This window comes from Acinetobacter qingfengensis, from assembly GCF_008693185.1.
Classification (GTDB): Bacteria; Pseudomonadota; Gammaproteobacteria; order Pseudomonadales; family Moraxellaceae; genus Acinetobacter; species Acinetobacter qingfengensis.
The window spans coordinates 418,834-436,703 of sequence record NZ_VXKN01000002.1 but is presented as its reverse complement, the minus strand read 5'-3'; the positions used below and the strand labels follow the sequence as shown (position 1 = coordinate 436,703).

15 protein-coding genes are annotated in these 17,870 nt (G+C 39.9%); 6 read left to right on the top strand and 9 right to left on the bottom strand.

Features of this window, described 5'->3' with window-relative positions:
- Positions 1-4: 4 nt before the first annotated feature.
- The 4 genes from F4V57_RS04600 (at position 5) to F4V57_RS04585 (ending at position 3,614) form a co-directional block, all read left to right on the top strand.
- Positions 5-811: an HAD-IIB family hydrolase gene (locus tag F4V57_RS04600; RefSeq protein WP_070068829.1), complete on the top strand. Its 807-nt coding sequence runs from the start codon at positions 5-7 to the stop codon at positions 809-811.
- A 13-nt stretch (positions 812-824) separates the two neighbouring features.
- Positions 825-2,045, top strand: coding sequence for a glycosyltransferase family protein (locus tag F4V57_RS04595; RefSeq protein WP_070068828.1), 1,221 nt, complete (start codon positions 825-827; stop codon positions 2,043-2,045).
- 149 nt (positions 2,046-2,194) lie between these two features.
- Positions 2,195-3,286, top strand: coding sequence for a hypothetical protein (locus tag F4V57_RS04590; protein ID WP_070068827.1), 1,092 nt, complete (start codon positions 2,195-2,197; stop codon positions 3,284-3,286).
- A 1-nt stretch (position 3,287) separates the two neighbouring features.
- Positions 3,288-3,614: an RnfH family protein gene (locus tag F4V57_RS04585; RefSeq protein WP_070068826.1), complete on the top strand. Its 327-nt coding sequence runs from the start codon at positions 3,288-3,290 to the stop codon at positions 3,612-3,614.
- A gap of 80 nt (positions 3,615-3,694) precedes the next feature.
- Here the strand turns inward: F4V57_RS04585 and F4V57_RS04580 are convergent, their stop codons facing one another.
- Entirely contained in the window at positions 3,695-4,093 is a 399-nt protein-coding gene (locus tag F4V57_RS04580; RefSeq protein ID WP_070068825.1) for an outer membrane protein assembly factor BamE, read from the bottom strand.
- Between the two features lie 111 nt (positions 4,094-4,204).
- Here F4V57_RS04580 and fur point away from each other — a divergent pair, with 111 nt between their 5' ends.
- On the top strand, positions 4,205-4,642 hold the full coding sequence (gene fur, locus F4V57_RS04575; RefSeq protein WP_070068824.1) for a ferric iron uptake transcriptional regulator: 438 nt from the start codon (positions 4,205-4,207) through the stop codon (positions 4,640-4,642).
- Positions 4,643-4,761: 119 nt separating this feature from the next.
- Here fur and F4V57_RS04570 read toward each other — a convergent pair whose 3' ends face one another.
- On the bottom strand, positions 4,762-5,880 hold the full coding sequence (locus tag F4V57_RS04570) for a PilT/PilU family type 4a pilus ATPase (RefSeq protein ID WP_070068823.1): 1,119 nt from the start codon (positions 5,878-5,880) through the stop codon (positions 4,762-4,764).
- Positions 5,881-5,888: 8 nt separating this feature from the next.
- The gene (locus F4V57_RS04565) at positions 5,889-6,926 is read right to left on the bottom strand and encodes a type IV pilus twitching motility protein PilT (protein WP_070068822.1); all 1,038 of its coding nucleotides are present in this window, start codon (positions 6,924-6,926) and stop codon (positions 5,889-5,891) included.
- Between the two features lie 119 nt (positions 6,927-7,045).
- Between F4V57_RS04565 and F4V57_RS04560 the strand changes: the two genes are divergently transcribed.
- Positions 7,046-7,738, top strand: a complete 693-nt coding sequence (locus F4V57_RS04560) for a YggS family pyridoxal phosphate-dependent enzyme (RefSeq protein ID WP_070068821.1) — start codon at positions 7,046-7,048, stop codon at positions 7,736-7,738.
- Positions 7,739-7,769: 31 nt separating this feature from the next.
- Here F4V57_RS04560 and F4V57_RS04555 read toward each other — a convergent pair whose 3' ends face one another.
- The 6 genes from F4V57_RS04555 to F4V57_RS04530 all read right to left on the bottom strand — a co-directional run bounded on the left by F4V57_RS04555 (position 7,770) and on the right by F4V57_RS04530 (position 17,864).
- Positions 7,770-8,870, bottom strand: coding sequence for an acyltransferase family protein (locus F4V57_RS04555; protein WP_070068820.1), 1,101 nt, complete (start codon positions 8,868-8,870; stop codon positions 7,770-7,772).
- A gap of 9 nt (positions 8,871-8,879) precedes the next feature.
- On the bottom strand, positions 8,880-12,482 hold the full coding sequence (locus F4V57_RS04550; protein ID WP_070068819.1) for an AAA family ATPase: 3,603 nt from the start codon (positions 12,480-12,482) through the stop codon (positions 8,880-8,882).
- 9 nt (positions 12,483-12,491) lie between these two features.
- Positions 12,492-13,736, bottom strand: a complete 1,245-nt coding sequence (locus F4V57_RS04545) for an exonuclease SbcCD subunit D (RefSeq protein WP_070068818.1) — start codon at positions 13,734-13,736, stop codon at positions 12,492-12,494.
- A 212-nt stretch (positions 13,737-13,948) separates the two neighbouring features.
- On the bottom strand, positions 13,949-14,620 hold the full coding sequence (locus F4V57_RS04540) for a sarcosine oxidase subunit gamma (protein ID WP_070068817.1): 672 nt from the start codon (positions 14,618-14,620) through the stop codon (positions 13,949-13,951).
- A 2-nt stretch (positions 14,621-14,622) separates the two neighbouring features.
- Positions 14,623-17,535: a glycine cleavage T C-terminal barrel domain-containing protein gene (locus tag F4V57_RS15055; protein ID WP_070068816.1), complete on the bottom strand. Its 2,913-nt coding sequence runs from the start codon at positions 17,533-17,535 to the stop codon at positions 14,623-14,625.
- Positions 17,532-17,864, bottom strand: coding sequence for a sarcosine oxidase subunit delta (locus tag F4V57_RS04530; RefSeq protein ID WP_070068815.1), 333 nt, complete (start codon positions 17,862-17,864; stop codon positions 17,532-17,534). The genes F4V57_RS15055 and F4V57_RS04530 overlap by 4 nt, the downstream gene beginning before the upstream one ends.
- Between the last annotated feature and the right edge of the window lie 6 nt (positions 17,865-17,870).

The following is a 17,870-nucleotide window of genomic DNA, read 5'->3' as shown; positions in this document are numbered from 1 at the left end:
AAACATGTTGCCAACATCATTGTCATGGATGATCGTTACTGATCTGGATGGATCATTGCTTGACCATGATACGTATCGATGGGATGCAGCACAAACATGGTTAGACAGGTTTGTAATACATCATATTCCGGTAGTATTTTGTACCAGTAAAACTGCAACTGAAGTACAGCAATTGCAGATGCAAATGCAGCTTATAGACATGCCTTACATTTGTGAGAATGGTGGAATATTTTATGTGGATGGCGAACATCATATTGTATCAACACAGCAACATAAGCAGGATTATTCGCAAATTGTTAGCCAACTACAAAATATTCGAGAGCAATATGCATGGCAATATTCAGGTTTTGCCGATGTGGAGGTGCAGCAAATTATAGCATGGACAGGATTAGATTCTCAGTCTGCAATGTATGCCAAACAGCGGCAGGCTTCAGAACCTATTTTGTGGCAGGATACTGATGAGAATTTGCAAAAATTTAAAGAACAACTTGCACTGCGAAAGCTTGATTTGATTAAAGGGGGACGTTTCTGGCATGTGATGAATCAGGGGAGTGATAAATATCATGCCTTGCAGCAGTTATTGGCATACTATCAGCAGCAGAATTTAGAATTTCGTACAATCGGCTTGGGAGATAGTCCAAATGATGCATTGTTCTTGCAACATACGGATTGTAGTGTGGTCATCCAATCCAAATATGCAGATCGCATTCAATTAGATCAACATGAACATGTTTATTATACCCAAAATACAGGTCCACAAGGCTGGGCAGAAGGTTTGGATTACTTTTTAACATCTTTACGAGAACAATGATAAGGAGAAATAAATGTCTGATTTCTATCAAAATGGGTTATTTACAAATTTTCATAATTTAACTGAGCGATCTACTGAAGATCTGGAACAGGAGTTAATATCTTTTTCCAAGCGTAGGAAAATGGGGTTAATTTTACCGTCTTTATTTTCTGAACTAGAAGGGCCTGCACTAAATCATATTGTTGATGAGTTGAGTCAGGCAACGTATCTGGAAGAAATTGTCATTGGGCTGGATCGTGCTGATCGGGAACAATTTTTATATGCACAGGAATTTTTTAGCCGATTACCACAACGTTACCGAATTTTATGGAATGATGGTCCTAGACTTAGAGCAATTGATGAAAAACTACAAAAAGAAGGTTTATCACCAACTGAAGCTGGAAAGGGGCGTAATGTCTGGTATTGCATGGGATATACCTTGGCATCGGATCGAACAGACTGTATTGCTTTGCATGATTGCGACATTGTCACCTATGATCGAGGGATGTTGGCTCGATTGATTTATCCGGTCGCTAATCCTACTTTCCAGTATGTGTTTTGTAAGGGGTATTATTCTCGGTTAGCCAATCAAAAATTAAATGGACGTGTTTGCCGATTATTGGTGGGGCCTTTATTGCGAGCCTTACAAATGGTATATGGTCATTCAGAATATTTGGAATATTTAAATAATTTTAGGTATCCACTTTCAGGTGAGTTTGCGATGCGTACTCGTGTGTTGAATAGCATCAAAATACCTAGTGATTGGGGGCTGGAAATAGGTGTTTTATCAGAGATTTATAGAAATTACAGCCCTAAACGTAGCTGTCAGGTGGAAATTGCTGATAATTATGACCATAAACATCAGCCTCTGGCGAACGAGGACGGCACAGGCGGTTTAAAGCGTATGAGTTGCGATATTATTCAGTCTTTATTGCGTAAATTGGCAACCATGGGCGTATCCATTACCAGTGATTCATTTCGTATTTTAAAAGCAACATATTACCGTAATGCATTAGATATCATAGAAATTTATCATCATGATGCTGAATTTAATGGTTTGAAGTTCGACCAGCATAGTGAAGAAATGGCAGTCGAACTATTTACTCAATGTATTTTAGATGCAGGTCAAGCCTTTATTGATCGACCAAATGATCAACCATTTATTCCTGGATGGAATCGTGTAGAGTCCGCATTCCCTAATATTTTTCAGGAAATTTATGATGCAGTCGAAGATGACCATTTGGGAAATATCTAAAAAATTTTGCTATTACCTGAAAGGTTGGCTTTTCAGTTTCACTTATCAGTAAATAGCATCAGGATTTTATGCTGAAAACTTTGCTTTTATGCGTTGCTAAAGGCAAAATATCGCATTAGTTTTGAATTGAAATATTTAGAGAACAACGAATGCAAGCGCATCAGTTACCTGCATGGACAACACCTATTTTGGCATTTTGTCTATCATTGATTTTAGGTGTTGTACTTCTTCCAAGTCTTGGTTTGGTGAATTATTCACAATATGATTTCTGGCTACTCTGGTTTGTTACCATGGTGGTATTGGCTTTACCTGTTATGATTTTGGAGATTGCTTTGGCAAAACGTGCCAAAGACACACCCTTAGTCGCATTTATGCAATTGACACGAGATGCCGATAGAAGTACTCGCTGGCGTTTGATTGGCTGGGCTGCGGTAATTTTTGCACCATTTATTGTGGGAGCAATCTTAAATTATGTTGTGCAACAATTACAGCTTGCTTTTGCGATCAATACAGCCAGCAGCTTGCTTATTCTTGTTATCCTGATTGTTGCAGTTGCCGCATCTATGTTGCCGCGTATAGTATTATTTGCGATAACTTTGTTAGCGACTTTGGCCGTTGCCGGTTTAGGAATTGCACAAAGCATGGCACATGCGCATTGGCAATGGACCACAATTGAATTTTCTGAATGGGCAAAAGTAGTGACTTTAACATTGGTCACAGGCGGTTTGGGATTAGGGTTTTACTGGCAAGGTACTGTACACGCTGTAAAAGCGCAACAAAAAAGTATGCCAATTGTATTACCAATTTGGCTGGCACAAGTAGTTGGTCTCGGGTTATTAAGTCTGATCCATAGCAATACTTCTATGCCTTATACCATTGCAATGTTGATGGCTGCACTGGGGTTATCCGGCTTATTGTTACAATTTACCCGTGAGCAATTATTGCAACGAAAAATTGCTTTGCCCATTCAGGCTATTGTATTAATTGTGCCAGCATTAATCTGGGCAATCCCAAATACGGCATTTGCCTTTTATCATATTTTGATTTTTGTAGGATTAATACTTTGTCTGGGTTATGCGATTTTTGTCGGTTGGTTAATGAAAATTAGTCATTTACGCAAGGCGATTAATTTTTCCAGTGAAGCGGTATATAGTTTTTGGCGAGTGATGATTCGTATTATTGTTCCAGTGTCGATTCTTCTGGCATTGATTGGCTGGATTTTGGCTTTGGTAGGCGTGTAAAGTGCAGCATTTACAAGTTATTGTGGTGTATTGTGCTGAAGATCAACAGTATTGTATTCTTGTTCCGTGGATTGAAGGTATGACTGTATTACAGGCAATTCAACAAAGCAAAATTGCACAATATGTAATGTTACCTGAACCATTACAAGTCGGTATTTTTGGTCTAAAAGTTAAATCTTTGGAAACACAAACTATACAGTCCGGCGACCGTGTTGAAATTTATCGTCCGTTAAAAATGAGTCCAAAAGAAGTTAGACGTCAACGTGCTGAACAACATCCGGTAGGACGTTTTCAGCCTGGTAATCAATGGCAAAAAAAGCATCAGTAGTTTTCAAAATGCTTACTTCCATAAAAATAGCACCCTAAGTCAATGCTTATGGTGCTATTTTTATTGTAATAATGCTTTAATTACTGCGTATCTGCATTTAAAATGGCTTCTTTGGAAGCAGGAAGACCGGGTTGTTGGGCAGGAATGCTTTCCAAGCCTTCTACACGAGATACTGTGCCAGATTGGTCAAAATAAATTTTTAGATGCTGATTATGAGCAGCTGGAATTTTTTGTTTCTTGGCGTATGTGCCCGGAATGTAATTATAAACGTAGTCCCAACGTAGTGGGTTTAGTGGATCAGTAATGGTTGGACTACCAAGTAAAAAGCGAACTTGTTGTGGTGTCATTCCCACCTTGACCTGAGCGGCCTGAGCCTGTGTTAATGGTGTTCCTTGAGGAATATCCACTTTGTAGACGCCGAACACCGAGCAACCGGTAAGAAGGGTGGTGATCAACATTGTTAACATTAGTTTTTGCATTTTGCTACACTATCCCACAAATTTTTAATGCGCTAAGATAAAGTCTAGATCATACTTTATCAAAGTGCGCTTGCATATGACCACTTTAATTTTGTTGAGAGATTTATTTACATGCCAATTACAAATCAAGATTTGCGCAAAGCCGGATTAAAGGTAACCTTACCTCGTATTAAAATACTTGAACTGCTTGAAAATTCAAAGCAACATCATCTTAGTGCTGAAGATATTTACAAAACACTATTAGAACAAGGTGAGGATGTTGGATTAGCAACAGTTTATCGTGTGTTAACCCAGTTTGAGGCTGCGGGTATTATTCAGCGCCATCATTTTGAAAACAATCATTCTGTTTTTGAAATTATGCAGGAAGATCATCATGATCATCTTGTCTGCCAACATTGTAATAAAGTTGTTGAATTTACCAACAACGTGATTGAAAAAGAGCAGCACAGTGTTGCCGATCAATATGGTTTCACTCTGACAGGACATTCTTTGAACCTATATGGTTATTGTGATGAGTCCGAATGTCAGGAGGCTTTAAAGAAGAAGTAAGCGCCTTGTCAGCGCCGAATAGAGGAAAAAGCGTATAGTGGATATACGCTTTTTTTACATTTCAAATAAGTGTTAACTTATTTTAGGATTAGACAATCAATTAAGTTAATTAACAAACTTTAATAATCTTCCAGACTTAAACCTTTGGTTCCATTAAGTAGGGATTTTGCATCACTTTCTCCAAGTTTAATCTGTAAACGTAAATCATTTGGTGCATCAGCATGTTTTAGTGCATTTTCATAGCTGATACTGCCTTCACGATATAAATCAAATAGTGCCTGATCAAAAGTTTGCATCCCTAGCTCACGGGAACGTTTCATTAAATCCTTTAATTCATGAATTTCACCTTTACGAATGTAATCTGACATTAATGGTGAATTGATCATGACTTCAACGGCTGCACGGCGTCCATTACCATCTTTATTGGGAATAAGCTGTTGTGCAACAATGGCTTTAAGATTAAGCGATAAATCCATATACAGTTGATTGTGACGATCTGCACCGAAGAAATGGATGATACGATCCAGTGCCTGATTAGCATTGTTAGCATGTAGGGTGGCAAAAACCAGATGGCCTGTTTCAGCAAAAGCTACAGCATATTCCATCACTTCACGGCTACGAATTTCACCAATTAAAATAACATCTGGTGCCTGACGTAAAGTATTTTTTAAAGCGATTTCAAAGGATTCTGTATCAATACCAACTTCACGCTGCGTAATAATACAGCCGGCATGTTGATGTACAAATTCAATTGGATCTTCAATGGTAATGATATGACCACGAGAGCTTTGGTTACGATAGCCGACCAATGCTGCGAGTGATGTAGATTTACCTGTTCCTGTACCACCAACAAATAAAACTATCCCACGTTTCGCCATGCATAATTCTTTTAGGATAGGTGGCAGTTTGAGCGCTTCCGGTGTTGGGATCCGGGTTTCAATTTTACGCAATACCATGCCAGGTAAATCCCGTTGTTGAAAGGCGCTGACACGAAAACGTGATGTCTTGTCCCGATCAGTAATGGCAAAGTTACACTCATGAGTCTGGTTAAATTCCTGCCATTGTTTTTCGGTCATAATGCTACGCATTAATTGTAGAATCGTCGCCCCAGTCAGTTTGTTTTTGATTACTGGGTTGATTTGCCCATTGATTTTCATGGACGGTTCTACATCAGCAGAAATAAATAAATCTGATGCATTTTTTTCCATCATCATGAGGAGTAGATCATTAAAATCCATGCTGCACCTTATAAGAATGTATCGGCATTTTTGGCATATTTGCGTGCTTCTGCAACGGTTACAACACCTTTGGCTACCAGTTGTTTAAGGGATTGATCCAATGTAACCATCCCTTGTGGTGCGCCAGTTTGGATTGAAGAATACATTTGAGCAACTTTATTTTCACGAATCAGGTTTCGTATGGCATGTGTACCGATCATGATTTCATGTGCAGCAACACGTCCACCACCATTACGTTTTAAAAGTGCCTGTGAAACAACAGCCTGAAGAGATTCCGAAAGCATGGATCGCACCATATCCTTTTCTTCTGCTGGAAAAACGTCAATGATACGGTCAATGGTTTTTGTGGCAGAAGTGGTATGTAATGTACCAAAAACCAAATGACCTGTTTCTGCCGCAGTCAAGGCCAAGCGAATCGTTTCCAGATCTCGCATTTCTCCAACCAAAATGATGTCCGGATCTTCACGTAGGGCAGAGCGTAATGCTTCATTAAATCCGTGTGTATCCCGATGGACTTCACGCTGGTTGACCAGACATTTTTTAGATTCGTGTACAAATTCGATGGGGTCTTCTACGGTCAGAATATGCTCATAACGATTATCGTTAATATAGTCGAGCATTGCTGCTAAAGTCGTTGATTTACCAGAACCAGTAGGCCCTGTAACCAATACCAGACCACGAGGATAATCTGAAATGGTTTGAAAAATTGCTCCCATGTGTAATTGTTCCATGGTCAGCACTTTTGACGGAATAGTACGAAAAACTGCACCGGCACCACGATTTTGATTAAAAGCATTGACACGGAAACGGGCAATATTAGGGACTTCAAAGGAAAAATCTGTTTCTAATAATTCTTCATAATCACGACGTTGTTTATCGTTCATGATGTCATAAACCAGTCGATGGACATCTTTATGTTCCATCGGCGGTAGATTGATACGTTTTACATCGCCATCTACACGAATCATTGGTGGTAAACCTGATGATAAATGTAAATCCGAAGCCCCATTTTTTACTGCAAATGCCAAGAGCTCGGTAATATCCATGATTGCCCCTTAATTACACAAAATTCATAATTATGTTTAGAATATAAAAATGGTTACTTTACTAAACAGTGTGATTTTGAAGAAAAAGTTATCTTTTCACAAGTGCAAAGGGCATTAAAATGCAACAATACGCAAAGCAATATGAAAAAGTTCTGCAAAAAATTCAGAGTGCTTGTCAACAATCTGATCGTGATCCGCAAAGCGTACAATTATTGGCCGTGTCCAAGATGCATTCTACGCAAAGTATAGAAGCATTTTATCAATTGGGGCAGCGTGCATTTGGTGAAAATTATTTGCAGGAAGCACTAGAAAAAATTGATGTTTTACAGGCTTTACAAATTGAATGGCATTTTATCGGTCATGTGCAGCGTAATAAAACCAAGCATTTAGCCGAAAAATTTGACTGGGTACATGGTGTTGATCGCTTAATTATTGCCGAACGCTTATCTAGCCAGCGACCAGAGCAATTACCTGCTCTAAATATTTGTTTGCAAGTGAATATTGATGATCAGAATTCCAAAGATGGTTGCCAACCCGATGAGGTCGCAGATTTGGTAAAAAAAATTAGCGTGTTACCAAATTTACGTTTACGTGGTTTGATGGTTATTCCAAAACCGGAAAATTACGCAGCTTTTGCACAGACACAGCAGCTTTTCCAAAAAGTTAAAGAATTGCATGCCCAGCCACAGGATTGGGATACATTAAGTATGGGAATGTCAGGAGATCTGGAACAGGCTATTGCAGCAGGGGCAACTATCGTGCGGATTGGTACAGCATTATTTGGACAGCGTGATTATTCGTCAGCAGATTAGGCTGTGAATACCCTGACTTATGGGAACTTTACTATGATAAATGTTGGCGTTGTGGCTCCAAAAACTGACTGAAAATATAGGCAAAAACACTGCAAATTACCATGCTGAGGATCAGTAAGAGTATGCTTGTGCTAAACTGTTGATATTGATAGGCTGGAAATATCCCAAGAATAAACAATAATATCGGAAAGTGGCTAAGGTATAATGTGTATGAGAAATTTGCAGTGCTTGCCAGTGTCGGCTGATTGAGAAGAGCGCAATTTATTTGCTGACGTTTTAATAAAATTAACCAGCAACTAAGCATAATCCCCAAACAGCTATTAAAGGCAGTAAATTGTGCAGCCCGATAACGCTGTTGAAAATCAATGACAAAAAATTGATAAATATCAAACAGCATAATGCCACTTGCCAGTATGAAAAATATATTCATGCAGCAAGTTAATGTGGTTGTTGCAATATTTTGTTCAACGCTTTCAAAAGATAAAGCAAACGCCAGTAGCCATACCGCAAAATAAACTAAAAATTGAGGGTTAAGCCATCCCCACATTGCAAGAATCAATATCAATAAAATGATTGCGATAATATGCCGTAAACACAATAAACAGCCGGCTAAAACATAAAACCAGACTTCGTAACTTAAACTCCATAGTGGTGCATTGGCAGAAACTGTTTGGCTTAAAAATTCGTTTAAGAAAAGTAGGCAGCCCAGAGTATCCTGCCATGATATGGCATATTCGGTACGAATCATAAAACCCTGAATCGGCAAGATTTCTCGGGAGCCTGAGGCAAAAAACATGGGTGCCAGCAGGTATAAAATGATCATTAATCCGATAGAAAAAATCAGTGGTGGTAGGATACGTTTGCTGCGTTGCAGCACATATTGATGAAGATTAAATTTTTGATATTTATTAATGTTTTTTTGAATAGAATAACCAATCAAATATCCACTGAGGACAAAAAAGGTCATGACGGCACCTTGCCCAAGTAAACGTACAATTGGATATAAACTGGTTGAAAATGGTGCAATAAATGCCTGATAACCATGACTGAAAAGTACGATAAAAGCACTTAGGCCACGCAAACTTTCTAGCTGTAAACTAAAGCGGGCAGTCAACGGTTTAAAGTCTGGCATCAATATTATTTATCCTATAATTTTAATCTGACTTGCACCAGCACCTATAGATTGCACTTGAATCTGTACCGGAATCCGCTCATGCATTTCCTGTACGTGAGAAATCAATACCACCTTACGTCCCTGACTTTGTAATCGATCCAGTGCATCCATGACAATGTGCAAGGACGTCGGATCAAGTGTCCCAAAGCCTTCATCAATAAATAATGATTCCAGTTTCATATTGCCTGATGCCATATTGGCAATGGCCAATGCTAATGCCAAAGAAACCAGAAATGTTTCTCCACCGGATAATGACAGAACCGGACGTTGTTCGGCATTCATATCATGATCAATGATGGCAAGTCCCAGACTATTGTCAATGCGTTTTAATTGATAACGCGGTGCCAAAGGTTGGAGTTGCTGATTAGCATATTCCACGAGAATATCCAGATGATGTTCCTGTGCAATTCGCTGAAATTTTGTACCTTCCTTACTGCCAATCAGTTCAGAAATTTTCCCCCAGCGATTGATCTGCTGTTGTAATGTGGTCAATTGCTGCTGATATTGTTGTAGCTCATGACGTCGTTCGTTGTCACTGATGATTTTGGCATTAATTTCATCACGTTCAAGTGTAAGCTGTTGAATGCTTTGTTCGATATGTTGTGTGTATTGTTGCAATGCATTCTGTGCGATTTCGGGTAGATGTTGTTGATGTTGATCAAGCTGTTGTTGATAAATTGCCAGATTAGATTGAATTTTTGTCTGGTTTTGCTGGAAGCTCTGAACCTCATTGCGTAATGCTTGAATTTGCTGTAATGAATGACTCAGGCAGTCATCAATTCGTTGTTGATCAAATTCAGGATGTTGACTTAGCCATTGTTGTTGCTGATTTTGGTAATGTTCGATCTGGTGCTGCCAGACAGTGAGCTGGCTAAGTAATTCATTTTCTTGTTGACATTGTTGTTGATAGTTTTTGTCATCCTTTTGTAATTGCAAATATATTGCTTCATAAGCCTGTTCAATGTGTTGTTGTTGTCCCAATAAGGCTGTTTGCCATGCCTGGGCTGAAGTAAATTTTTGCTCGCTATGTTGCGAAATTAATTCAATTAATTGTCGACTATTGTCTTTACCTTGCTGTTCAATTTGTTGAACTTGCTGATGTAAATTGTGATGTTGGGATTGTAGCCAGTGCAATTTTTCCTGAATATTTGAACATTGTTGAGCTGATTGTTGAACCCGTTGCGTAAGTTGTTCTGCAATTGCAAGTTGTTCAACTCTTTGTTCAATGTCACTTTTTAATTGTTGCGCAGTATGCTCCGGTTGACGTTGCCATGCTTCTTGCCAAATATAATCAAGTTTTGACGTAATGGCATGTTCAGCCTGCTGATAGTTTTTAATGACGTCATTTATGTGTTGCTGCTGTTGATTAAAGAGTGTTTTGCCCCGAGTATGGCAATTTTGCCAATGTTTTAATTGTTCCTGAGATTTTTGCAATTGTTGTTGTAAATATTTAAAAGCATTTTGAAAATCTTGCTCTAGCGCAACAATATCCTGTTGCAGCTCAAGTTGCATGTTGGTTACAGCATAATCTTGTTGCAGTTGTTGCCAGCTTTGTGTAAATGCCAGCTCAAGTTCACGTTGTCGTTGTTGCTGATGATGTAAACTGGATTGAGCTTGAAAATATTGTTGCTGTAATTGTTCTGCTTGGTTCTGTGCATCTTGTTTGGCGATCAGGGCTTGTTGTTCCTGTAGATCCTGAATTTGGGCAATGGCATGCTGTAAGGCTGATTCATGTTCAATAAATGGATGTTGTGTATTTCCACATACCATACAGGGATGTTCTGGCTTTAATTGACTACGTAAATGTTCAATATGTTCATTTTGAATTAATTTTTGTGTATTTAGAATCTGTTGTAGGTGTTGTAAATGTTGTTCTGCCTGCAAATAAGATTGTTGCGCCTGCGTATATTGCTGCTGCAATTGTTGTAATTGTGGTTGAAGTTTTTCAATATTTTCATTGGTGTGTCGTTGCTGCTGTTGCAGATTTCGGCAGTCAGCCAAACTTCGGGAAAAAGCTTGTGCTGCATGTTGCTGCTGTTGTAATCGCTGTAGTTCCACCTGATTTTTGTTAATGTGCTGTTCGATATCATCCAGTGTGCCGAATTGCTGCTGATGTTGTGCAATATTTAATATTAACTGTTGCTGCTGTTGTTGTAGATCATGGATTGTCTTGCAATTTGATGTCTGAAGTTGAGCTTGTAATTGTTGCCATTGATTGAGAAAAAACGTTATTTTTTCGATATTGGCTTTAGGCTCCTGAGCAAAAATTGCAATCGATTGAGTTTGTGCTAATTGTATTTGTATCTGTTGTTGTTGCTTTTCTAAAATTTCTTGTTGCTGGGTTTCAGTATTGAGTTGCTGTTGTATTTCTAAAAGCTGTGTTTCATAAGCCTTAAATTCTTGATTTTTTTCTTTATAGTTTGTTAATAAGCGTTCACGTTCTGAGTCGTGTGTGAATGCTTTTTGTAGCACTGGCTGTAAATCTTTGAGCATCGTTTTATGTTGACTAAGATTTTTTTCAGCTTGTTCAAATTGTTGTTGGCAATGTTGTAAAGATTGCTGGGCGTGTATGACGTGTTGATTCTGTTGTTGTTTCTTTTGTTCCAGTTGTTTTTGCTGTTGTCTGGCCTGATCAAGCTCATGAAATACTGGACGGATTTGGCTGAATTGGTCAAGCTGTGTTAATAAATGACGCTGTTGATCAATAGCCTGTTGCTGTTGTTCAATGTCTTGCAGTGCATTTTGAGTTGTATGGATGTGATGTAACAGTTGTTTTTGTTGTTGATACCAGTGCTGTGTTTGTTCCAGTTTTTTTTGTGTCTGCTGTTGTGCCTGCAACTGATTTTGTAATTCGGTTTTTTGTTGTTGTAGTGCAGCAAGTTGTTCTGGGTTAAGCAGTTCAATATGTCCCAAAATCTGTTGTAGCTGTTCCAGTTCATCGCGATAATGCTTGGTTTTTGCAAAGGATAACTGGCTGATCAAACTAAAAATATTGGAATTGGTCAGATACTCCAGTAAATCGGCACGATCCTGATCTTTGGCCTTTAAAAAAGCGCCTACTTCAGACTGTGCCAATAATACGGCACGCGTAAATTGTTCAAAACTTAAACCAATCAGTTTTTGAATCAATGGGGAGGCTTCAGATTTGCTGCTGGTTAAAATCTGTGCATCATCAAGGCAGGTTATGGTTCGATCAACTTTAAGATTACCATTTAATTTATTGCGGGCGCGGCGAATTTCCCAACGAGCCTGATAGCGTTTTTGATCCAGGGCAATAAATTCAACTTCGGCATAAGCGTGTGTACATCCACGTCTTAAAATATGTTTGGAATCCTTGATGGCAATGCCTTGTCCACTGGCATCCTGCAATGTGCCTGCTGCACCGTTTAAACGTGGAATCTGGTCAAATAAAGCCAGACACATGGCATCAAGTAAAGTGGACTTTCCTGCACCGGTTTTTCCGGTAATGGCAATCAAACCTGCATGTGCCAGAGGCTCTGATTCAAAATCAATATTTTGTTCGCCAGATAAAGAGGCTAGATTACTCAATCCCAAACGTAGAATTTTCATAGATAGCCTTTAATGATCTGAATGCTGTTGTTGTTCTGCCTCATGTAATAGGCTAATAAAGTCCTGTTCAACCTGTGTATCTGGCGTATGTCCCATATTGTGCCAAAGTTGCTGAAATAATTGTTGTGGTGTAGGCGGGGCAAGATCAATTTTTGAGCCTTGTGTGGATGACGTGGTTGAGTCGGTTAATTTTCGGGCCAGACGAACCAAACGATAGCGATTGTCCGGTAAAGCTTGCTCAATTTGTTGTCTTAAATCCAAAGGTGGTGCGCTATGCGAATAATATTCTACATCAACAAAATGTCGCTGTTCGACAGGAATAAATTCACCGTGTTCAAGTTGTTGAATTTTTTGTAGTACATCGTTTAACTCACCTCGAACAGGAATCAAGTCAACAAAGCGGGGAATACGAATACTATGTACATCAAGGCGTTGCTCTGATGCTAAAGGATCAATGGTCACATCCAGAATTTGATGGGGATAGCGCACTTCGCTAAAAGACAAAGGAATAGGTGAACCGGAATAACGAATATTTGTAGCACCAACCTGTTGGGGTTTGTGTAAATGTCCGAGTGCAACATAATCAATACCGTCTGAAAAAAGCTGTGTAGATAAAGCCTCTTCATTACCAATAACAATGGGACGTTCTGAATCGGAGGTTTCACTGCCTTGTAGATGTGCATGTGACATTAGAATCAATGCCTGATCCGGTTGGGCCTTTACTTTGGCCAGTGCAATAATTTTTTCATGTAAATGAGCAATTGCAGTTTGACTATCTTCAGCAAATTCCTGATAACCAGTAATTTCTGCAGGGCGTAAAAAAGGCAGGGCAATACACCATGCAATAATTTTTTGATTGATATCGTAAATGGGCACAATCAAACGTTCCAAATCCGGTTGGCCTGTTGTATTACGTTGTAAGATGCCTACGGATTTGGCTCGATATTTTTCCAGTAAAGGTTCAACCTGTTCAATGCGATAACCTGAATCATGATTACCGGCAATCATTAAGGTTTGCATGTTTGGCGCAAGCTGATGTACATCGGCAAGAAACTGATACAGTTGTTTTTGTGCCTGTGCGCCGGGATTGATTACATCGAATATGTCACCAGCGATCAATAATGCATTGGGTTGTTTAGATTGAATTTGTTCGAGTAACCATGCAAGAAATTGCTCATGCTCATAATGACGTGGGTGACCATGAAAGAATTGTCCCAGATGCCAATCAGAAGTATGAAAAAAATGCACGGACATACGATGCGCCATTTCAGTATTACGATGGCATTAAGGTAACATAAATTTTAGGAAAAAATTGCTTACGCTGATCGGTTATACATCACTGCTTGACTTTGATGAATGCATGGCCAAATTTGTGAAGCAAAATCGATAGATTTGTGAAAAATTTAACGATAAAAAAACAACAGCCATCTTACTTGCATAAAATGGCTGAGCGATGGTTTTAATGCCTAGATTAGTGTGTTCACACCCACCACCTGACCTTCAAATTCAGTCATGGCATCCAGTATCACATGCCATAAATATAATGCACTGGCACGATCACACAGCATATAAAATTTCGGAATATCGGTAGAAGCGTTGATCACAATACAGTTAATTCGTGCAACTGAAGTTTGGGCCACTTGTCCGCTGATAAAGGCAGCAGGGGATAAATCCACGCCGCATAATTTTGCCATAACATCAACAATGTATTGACCGCTGATTTGCAACCATGCATGACTGTCCTGACGAGGTAATAAGTAATTGCCTTGCTCGGTCATTTGCCAGTTTTGTTCAATATCTGTGACATGGACACCGAAATCATTCAGTGTACCAAGAATGAGATATTCAGTTGCTGAAAGGCGTGCGAGCCATTCACCGTTGCTTTGCTGTACAGCTGTATTTGCTGTTTCCGGTAATTGGTAGCCTAGATTTTGTAGATAAGCAGCACTATCTGTACCACGAAATCCAACACGTGCAAGATTGGTTAAATCTACCAGTGCGCATTGCTGGATAATTTTATCTGATGCAGTGGTTTGATCCAGAAAACTTTTACCTCGACCAAAGTCTTTATAGTTCAATGCCTTAATGTTGGCAATAGGGCTGCGTTCAGCAGGTTGCAAGATTTTTTCAGTTTGCATGATTACATCTCCTGGCGTTTGTTTTCAGGATCATAAAATGGTGCCTTAACAACTTTGGCATGCACCATTGCACCGCCTTCAACCCGAATTGGAAAGGTGGTATCGATTTCACTCTGGTTAATCGAAACATAGGCCAAACCAATGATTTTATCCAGTGTTGGTGAATATTCACAGGAGGTGATGTTGCCGGAAATATTTTCACCTTCCAGTACGATATGACCTTCCAGCGGTTGTTGGCTGCTTTTATCCAGTTCAAATGCCACCAGTTTGCGTTTCAAAGGTTGTGCTTCCAAAATGGCAATTGAGCGTTTACCGACAAAGAACGGTTTATTCCGGCTGACGGCCCAGCCCAGATCAACTTCTTTTGGATGTGACATGCCATCGGTATCCTGACTGATGATGATATGGCCTTTTTCCAGACGCAGTAAACGTTGACTTTCTACACCAAATGGCAGCATGTCAAAGGGCTTGCCAGCGTCCATCAGTAGATCCCACATAAATTCGCCATAACGGGTAGGGAAATGGATTTCATAGCCCAGTTCGCCGACAAAACCAACTCTCATGACACGTACCGGAATATTATGGATTGTTCCGCAACGTACGCCTAAATATGGAAATGCTTCTGCACTCAGGTCGATGTCCTGACACACTCTTTCCATCACTTTACGAGAGTTTGGTCCGGCAATATTGACCGCAGAAATGGCTGTAGTCACGTTGGTAATGTCAATATTTAAACGCCATTGCACATTCCATTTCAGCATTTGTTGATAAATACGATCCACACCACTGGTGGTGGCTGTCACATAAAAGTGATGATCAGATAGTCGTGCACAAACACCATCATCAATGACAATACCGTGTTCGTTGGCCATCACCGCATAACGGGTTTTACCGACAGGTAATTTGGCAAAACCAAAGGTATACATACGATTTAAAAATTCTGCACTATCTGCACCACGAATTTCTAGTCCACCCAAAGTCGATACATCAATGATGGCGACATTCTGATGTACACATTGTACTTCTCTGGCAATATTTTCCTGACGTGTGTTGGCATCTCCATAAAAAGCAGGACGTTGCCATGTTCCCGCAGGCATCATTTTTGCACCAAGTTCAAGATGACGTTGATGCATGGCAGTTTGACGATAGGGATCAAAACCTCGCCCGGCAACATGCGCCAGTTTTTCTACAGTAAATGGTGGGCGGGCAGTCGTTACTCCGGTTTCAGTCACTGTGCGCTGGGTAGTTTTTGCTACCAGACGAGCAGTTGGTAAAGCAGAATGACGTCCTTGTGATGGCCCCATACCTACTGTAGAGTAACGTTTGACTAATTGTATGTCACGATAACCTGTACGGGCTGCATTGACGATATCTGCAATTTGCAAATCTTCATCATAATCGACAAATTCTTTACCTTTTGGGTGAGGAAAGATTGGCCAGCTAAAATTAACCGAAGCTTCCTCGAATACTTCTTGCTGTGGTGGACTCGCCAGACCCAATTCACTTAACGCTACATTGGCAGCCTGAGCGCCATCAATCAATACATGGTCAATATCATGTACGCCATTGACTGAACCTGTAATCAATAAACCTTTTGGCAAGCCACTAATATTAAACATGGCTTTATGATCCAGATAATTAAGTTTGCCACCTGCCTGACAAAGTAATTGATAAACCGGCATATAACCTGATGACATACAGAGTAAATCACAGGAGATTTTTGTCGATTGTTCAGCAACTTTGCCTTCACCCGTAATTGTACGAATATCAACGCCCGTGATGTGCTGCATACCATTGCTATGCTGTGCTGCATAGACTGTACTATTGAGATGGCACGGAATATTATGTTTTTCCAGACGGGATTGCAAAGATGGATTGGCAGGTGCATTGCGCATATCAACCAATGCTTTTACCTGAATACCCGCTTCAATCAAATCTAGTGCTGCCAGATAGCCATCATCATTACCGGTTAAAATAACCGCATTTTTTCCGGGTTTAACTGCATACAGTTTAATAAGACGTTGTACTGCGCTGGTTAAGATCACACCCGGTAGGTCATTGTTATGAAAAACAACCGGTTGATCAAAACTTCCGCTGGCTACGATACATTTTTTTGCACGTAGTTTGTACATGCGTTTACCCTGAATAATCGGCAAATAATGATCGGTAAACCATGCATTACAAATGGCATCGGTCATCACACAAATATTGGCATGTTGATGAACAGCCTCAATGAGTTTTTGTTTCAGTGACTGGGCTTTTTGTCCATCAAGGTCAAAACGTGCATAGTTCAGACTACCGCCAAGAATTTTTTCCTGTTCAATCAGGGTAACTTTTGCACCTGCTTCAGCTGCAGTTAACGCTGCCTGTAATCCGGCAGGACCGGAACCAATAATGGCGATATCGGTAAATAAATATGCCTTGTCATAATATTCTGGTTTGAAATCCAGATCCAGAACGCCTAAACCGGCTTTTTTACGAATAATCGGTTCCCAGAATTTCCAGATCCCTTTAGGCTTGTAGAATGAACGGTAATAAAATCCAACCGGCATAAATTTTGAAAACTTACCCAAGAAAGCATCTGAGTCCTTGAGTAAAGATCCATTGAAATTTTGTCCTGCGACCACAAGGTTGGGTTGAATGAGGGTGGTATCTGCCAAAACATTGGCTTCTTCTTTAAGCTGGATTAAAGTATTGGCGTCCTGTCCGGCCATGCTTAATGGTGCACGGGGACGATGATATTTAAAAGAACGTGACATAATCCAGCGTTGATTGGCAATCAACGCACTGGCAATACTGTCCCCGGAAAAACCCTGAAATCGTTGATGATCAAATTCAAAAGAAACAGGTTGATTACGGTCAATCAACAAGCCGTAAGGTAGTGGGAGTCGAGATAAAGATGTCGGATTACTCATGATTTAGACTCCTCAGCCGATTTATATTCAACGGATTGACCCAGAAAATCTTGTGGGCTTAAGCCTTTTTTTTGAAAGAATTCCCGTGGGTCGTAAGTGGCAAGAATTTCATCGCTGACAGTATGGCGTTCAGCAATAAACCAATAACTGCTTGGGGTATGCATCCACCATTCTGTGACGACACCGGCAATGTTGTCGCTGTTAAAAACATAATCAGCCCATGCTTCATCTGTACAGGTATTCTGGTCAGGCATTACTTTAAATTCGCCACCGTAACTAAATTCACTAATGTTTCGGTCACCATTAAGTGGGCAATGTAAAATTTTCATCGGTTC

Bases quoted from the DNA above. Each gene is read 5' to 3' on its own strand.
- F4V57_RS04600 (WP_070068829.1), top strand. From the start codon at position 5: ATGTTGCCAACATCATTGTCATGGATGATCGTTACTGATCTGGATGGA.
- F4V57_RS04595 (WP_070068828.1), top strand. From the start codon at position 825: ATGTCTGATTTCTATCAAAATGGGTTATTTACAAATTTTCATAATTTA.
- F4V57_RS04590 (WP_070068827.1), top strand. From the start codon at position 2,195: ATGCAAGCGCATCAGTTACCTGCATGGACAACACCTATTTTGGCATTT.
- F4V57_RS04580 (WP_070068825.1), bottom strand. From the start codon at position 4,093: ATGCAAAAACTAATGTTAACAATGTTGATCACCACCCTTCTTACCGGT.
- fur (WP_070068824.1), top strand. From the start codon at position 4,205: ATGCCAATTACAAATCAAGATTTGCGCAAAGCCGGATTAAAGGTAACC.
- F4V57_RS04570 (WP_070068823.1), bottom strand. From the start codon at position 5,880: ATGGATTTTAATGATCTACTCCTCATGATGATGGAAAAAAATGCATCA.
- F4V57_RS04565 (WP_070068822.1), bottom strand. From the start codon at position 6,926: ATGGATATTACCGAGCTCTTGGCATTTGCAGTAAAAAATGGGGCTTCG.
- F4V57_RS04560 (WP_070068821.1), top strand. From the start codon at position 7,046: ATGCAACAATACGCAAAGCAATATGAAAAAGTTCTGCAAAAAATTCAG.
- F4V57_RS04555 (WP_070068820.1), bottom strand. From the start codon at position 8,870: ATGCCAGACTTTAAACCGTTGACTGCCCGCTTTAGTTTACAGCTAGAA.
- F4V57_RS04550 (WP_070068819.1), bottom strand. From the start codon at position 12,482: ATGAAAATTCTACGTTTGGGATTGAGTAATCTAGCCTCTTTATCTGGC.
- F4V57_RS04545 (WP_070068818.1), bottom strand. From the start codon at position 13,736: ATGTCCGTGCATTTTTTTCATACTTCTGATTGGCATCTGGGACAATTC.
- F4V57_RS04540 (WP_070068817.1), bottom strand. From the start codon at position 14,620: ATGCAAACTGAAAAAATCTTGCAACCTGCTGAACGCAGCCCTATTGCC.
- F4V57_RS15055 (WP_070068816.1), bottom strand. From the start codon at position 17,535: ATGAGTAATCCGACATCTTTATCTCGACTCCCACTACCTTACGGCTTG.
- F4V57_RS04530 (WP_070068815.1), bottom strand. From the start codon at position 17,864: ATGAAAATTTTACATTGCCCACTTAATGGTGACCGAAACATTAGTGAA.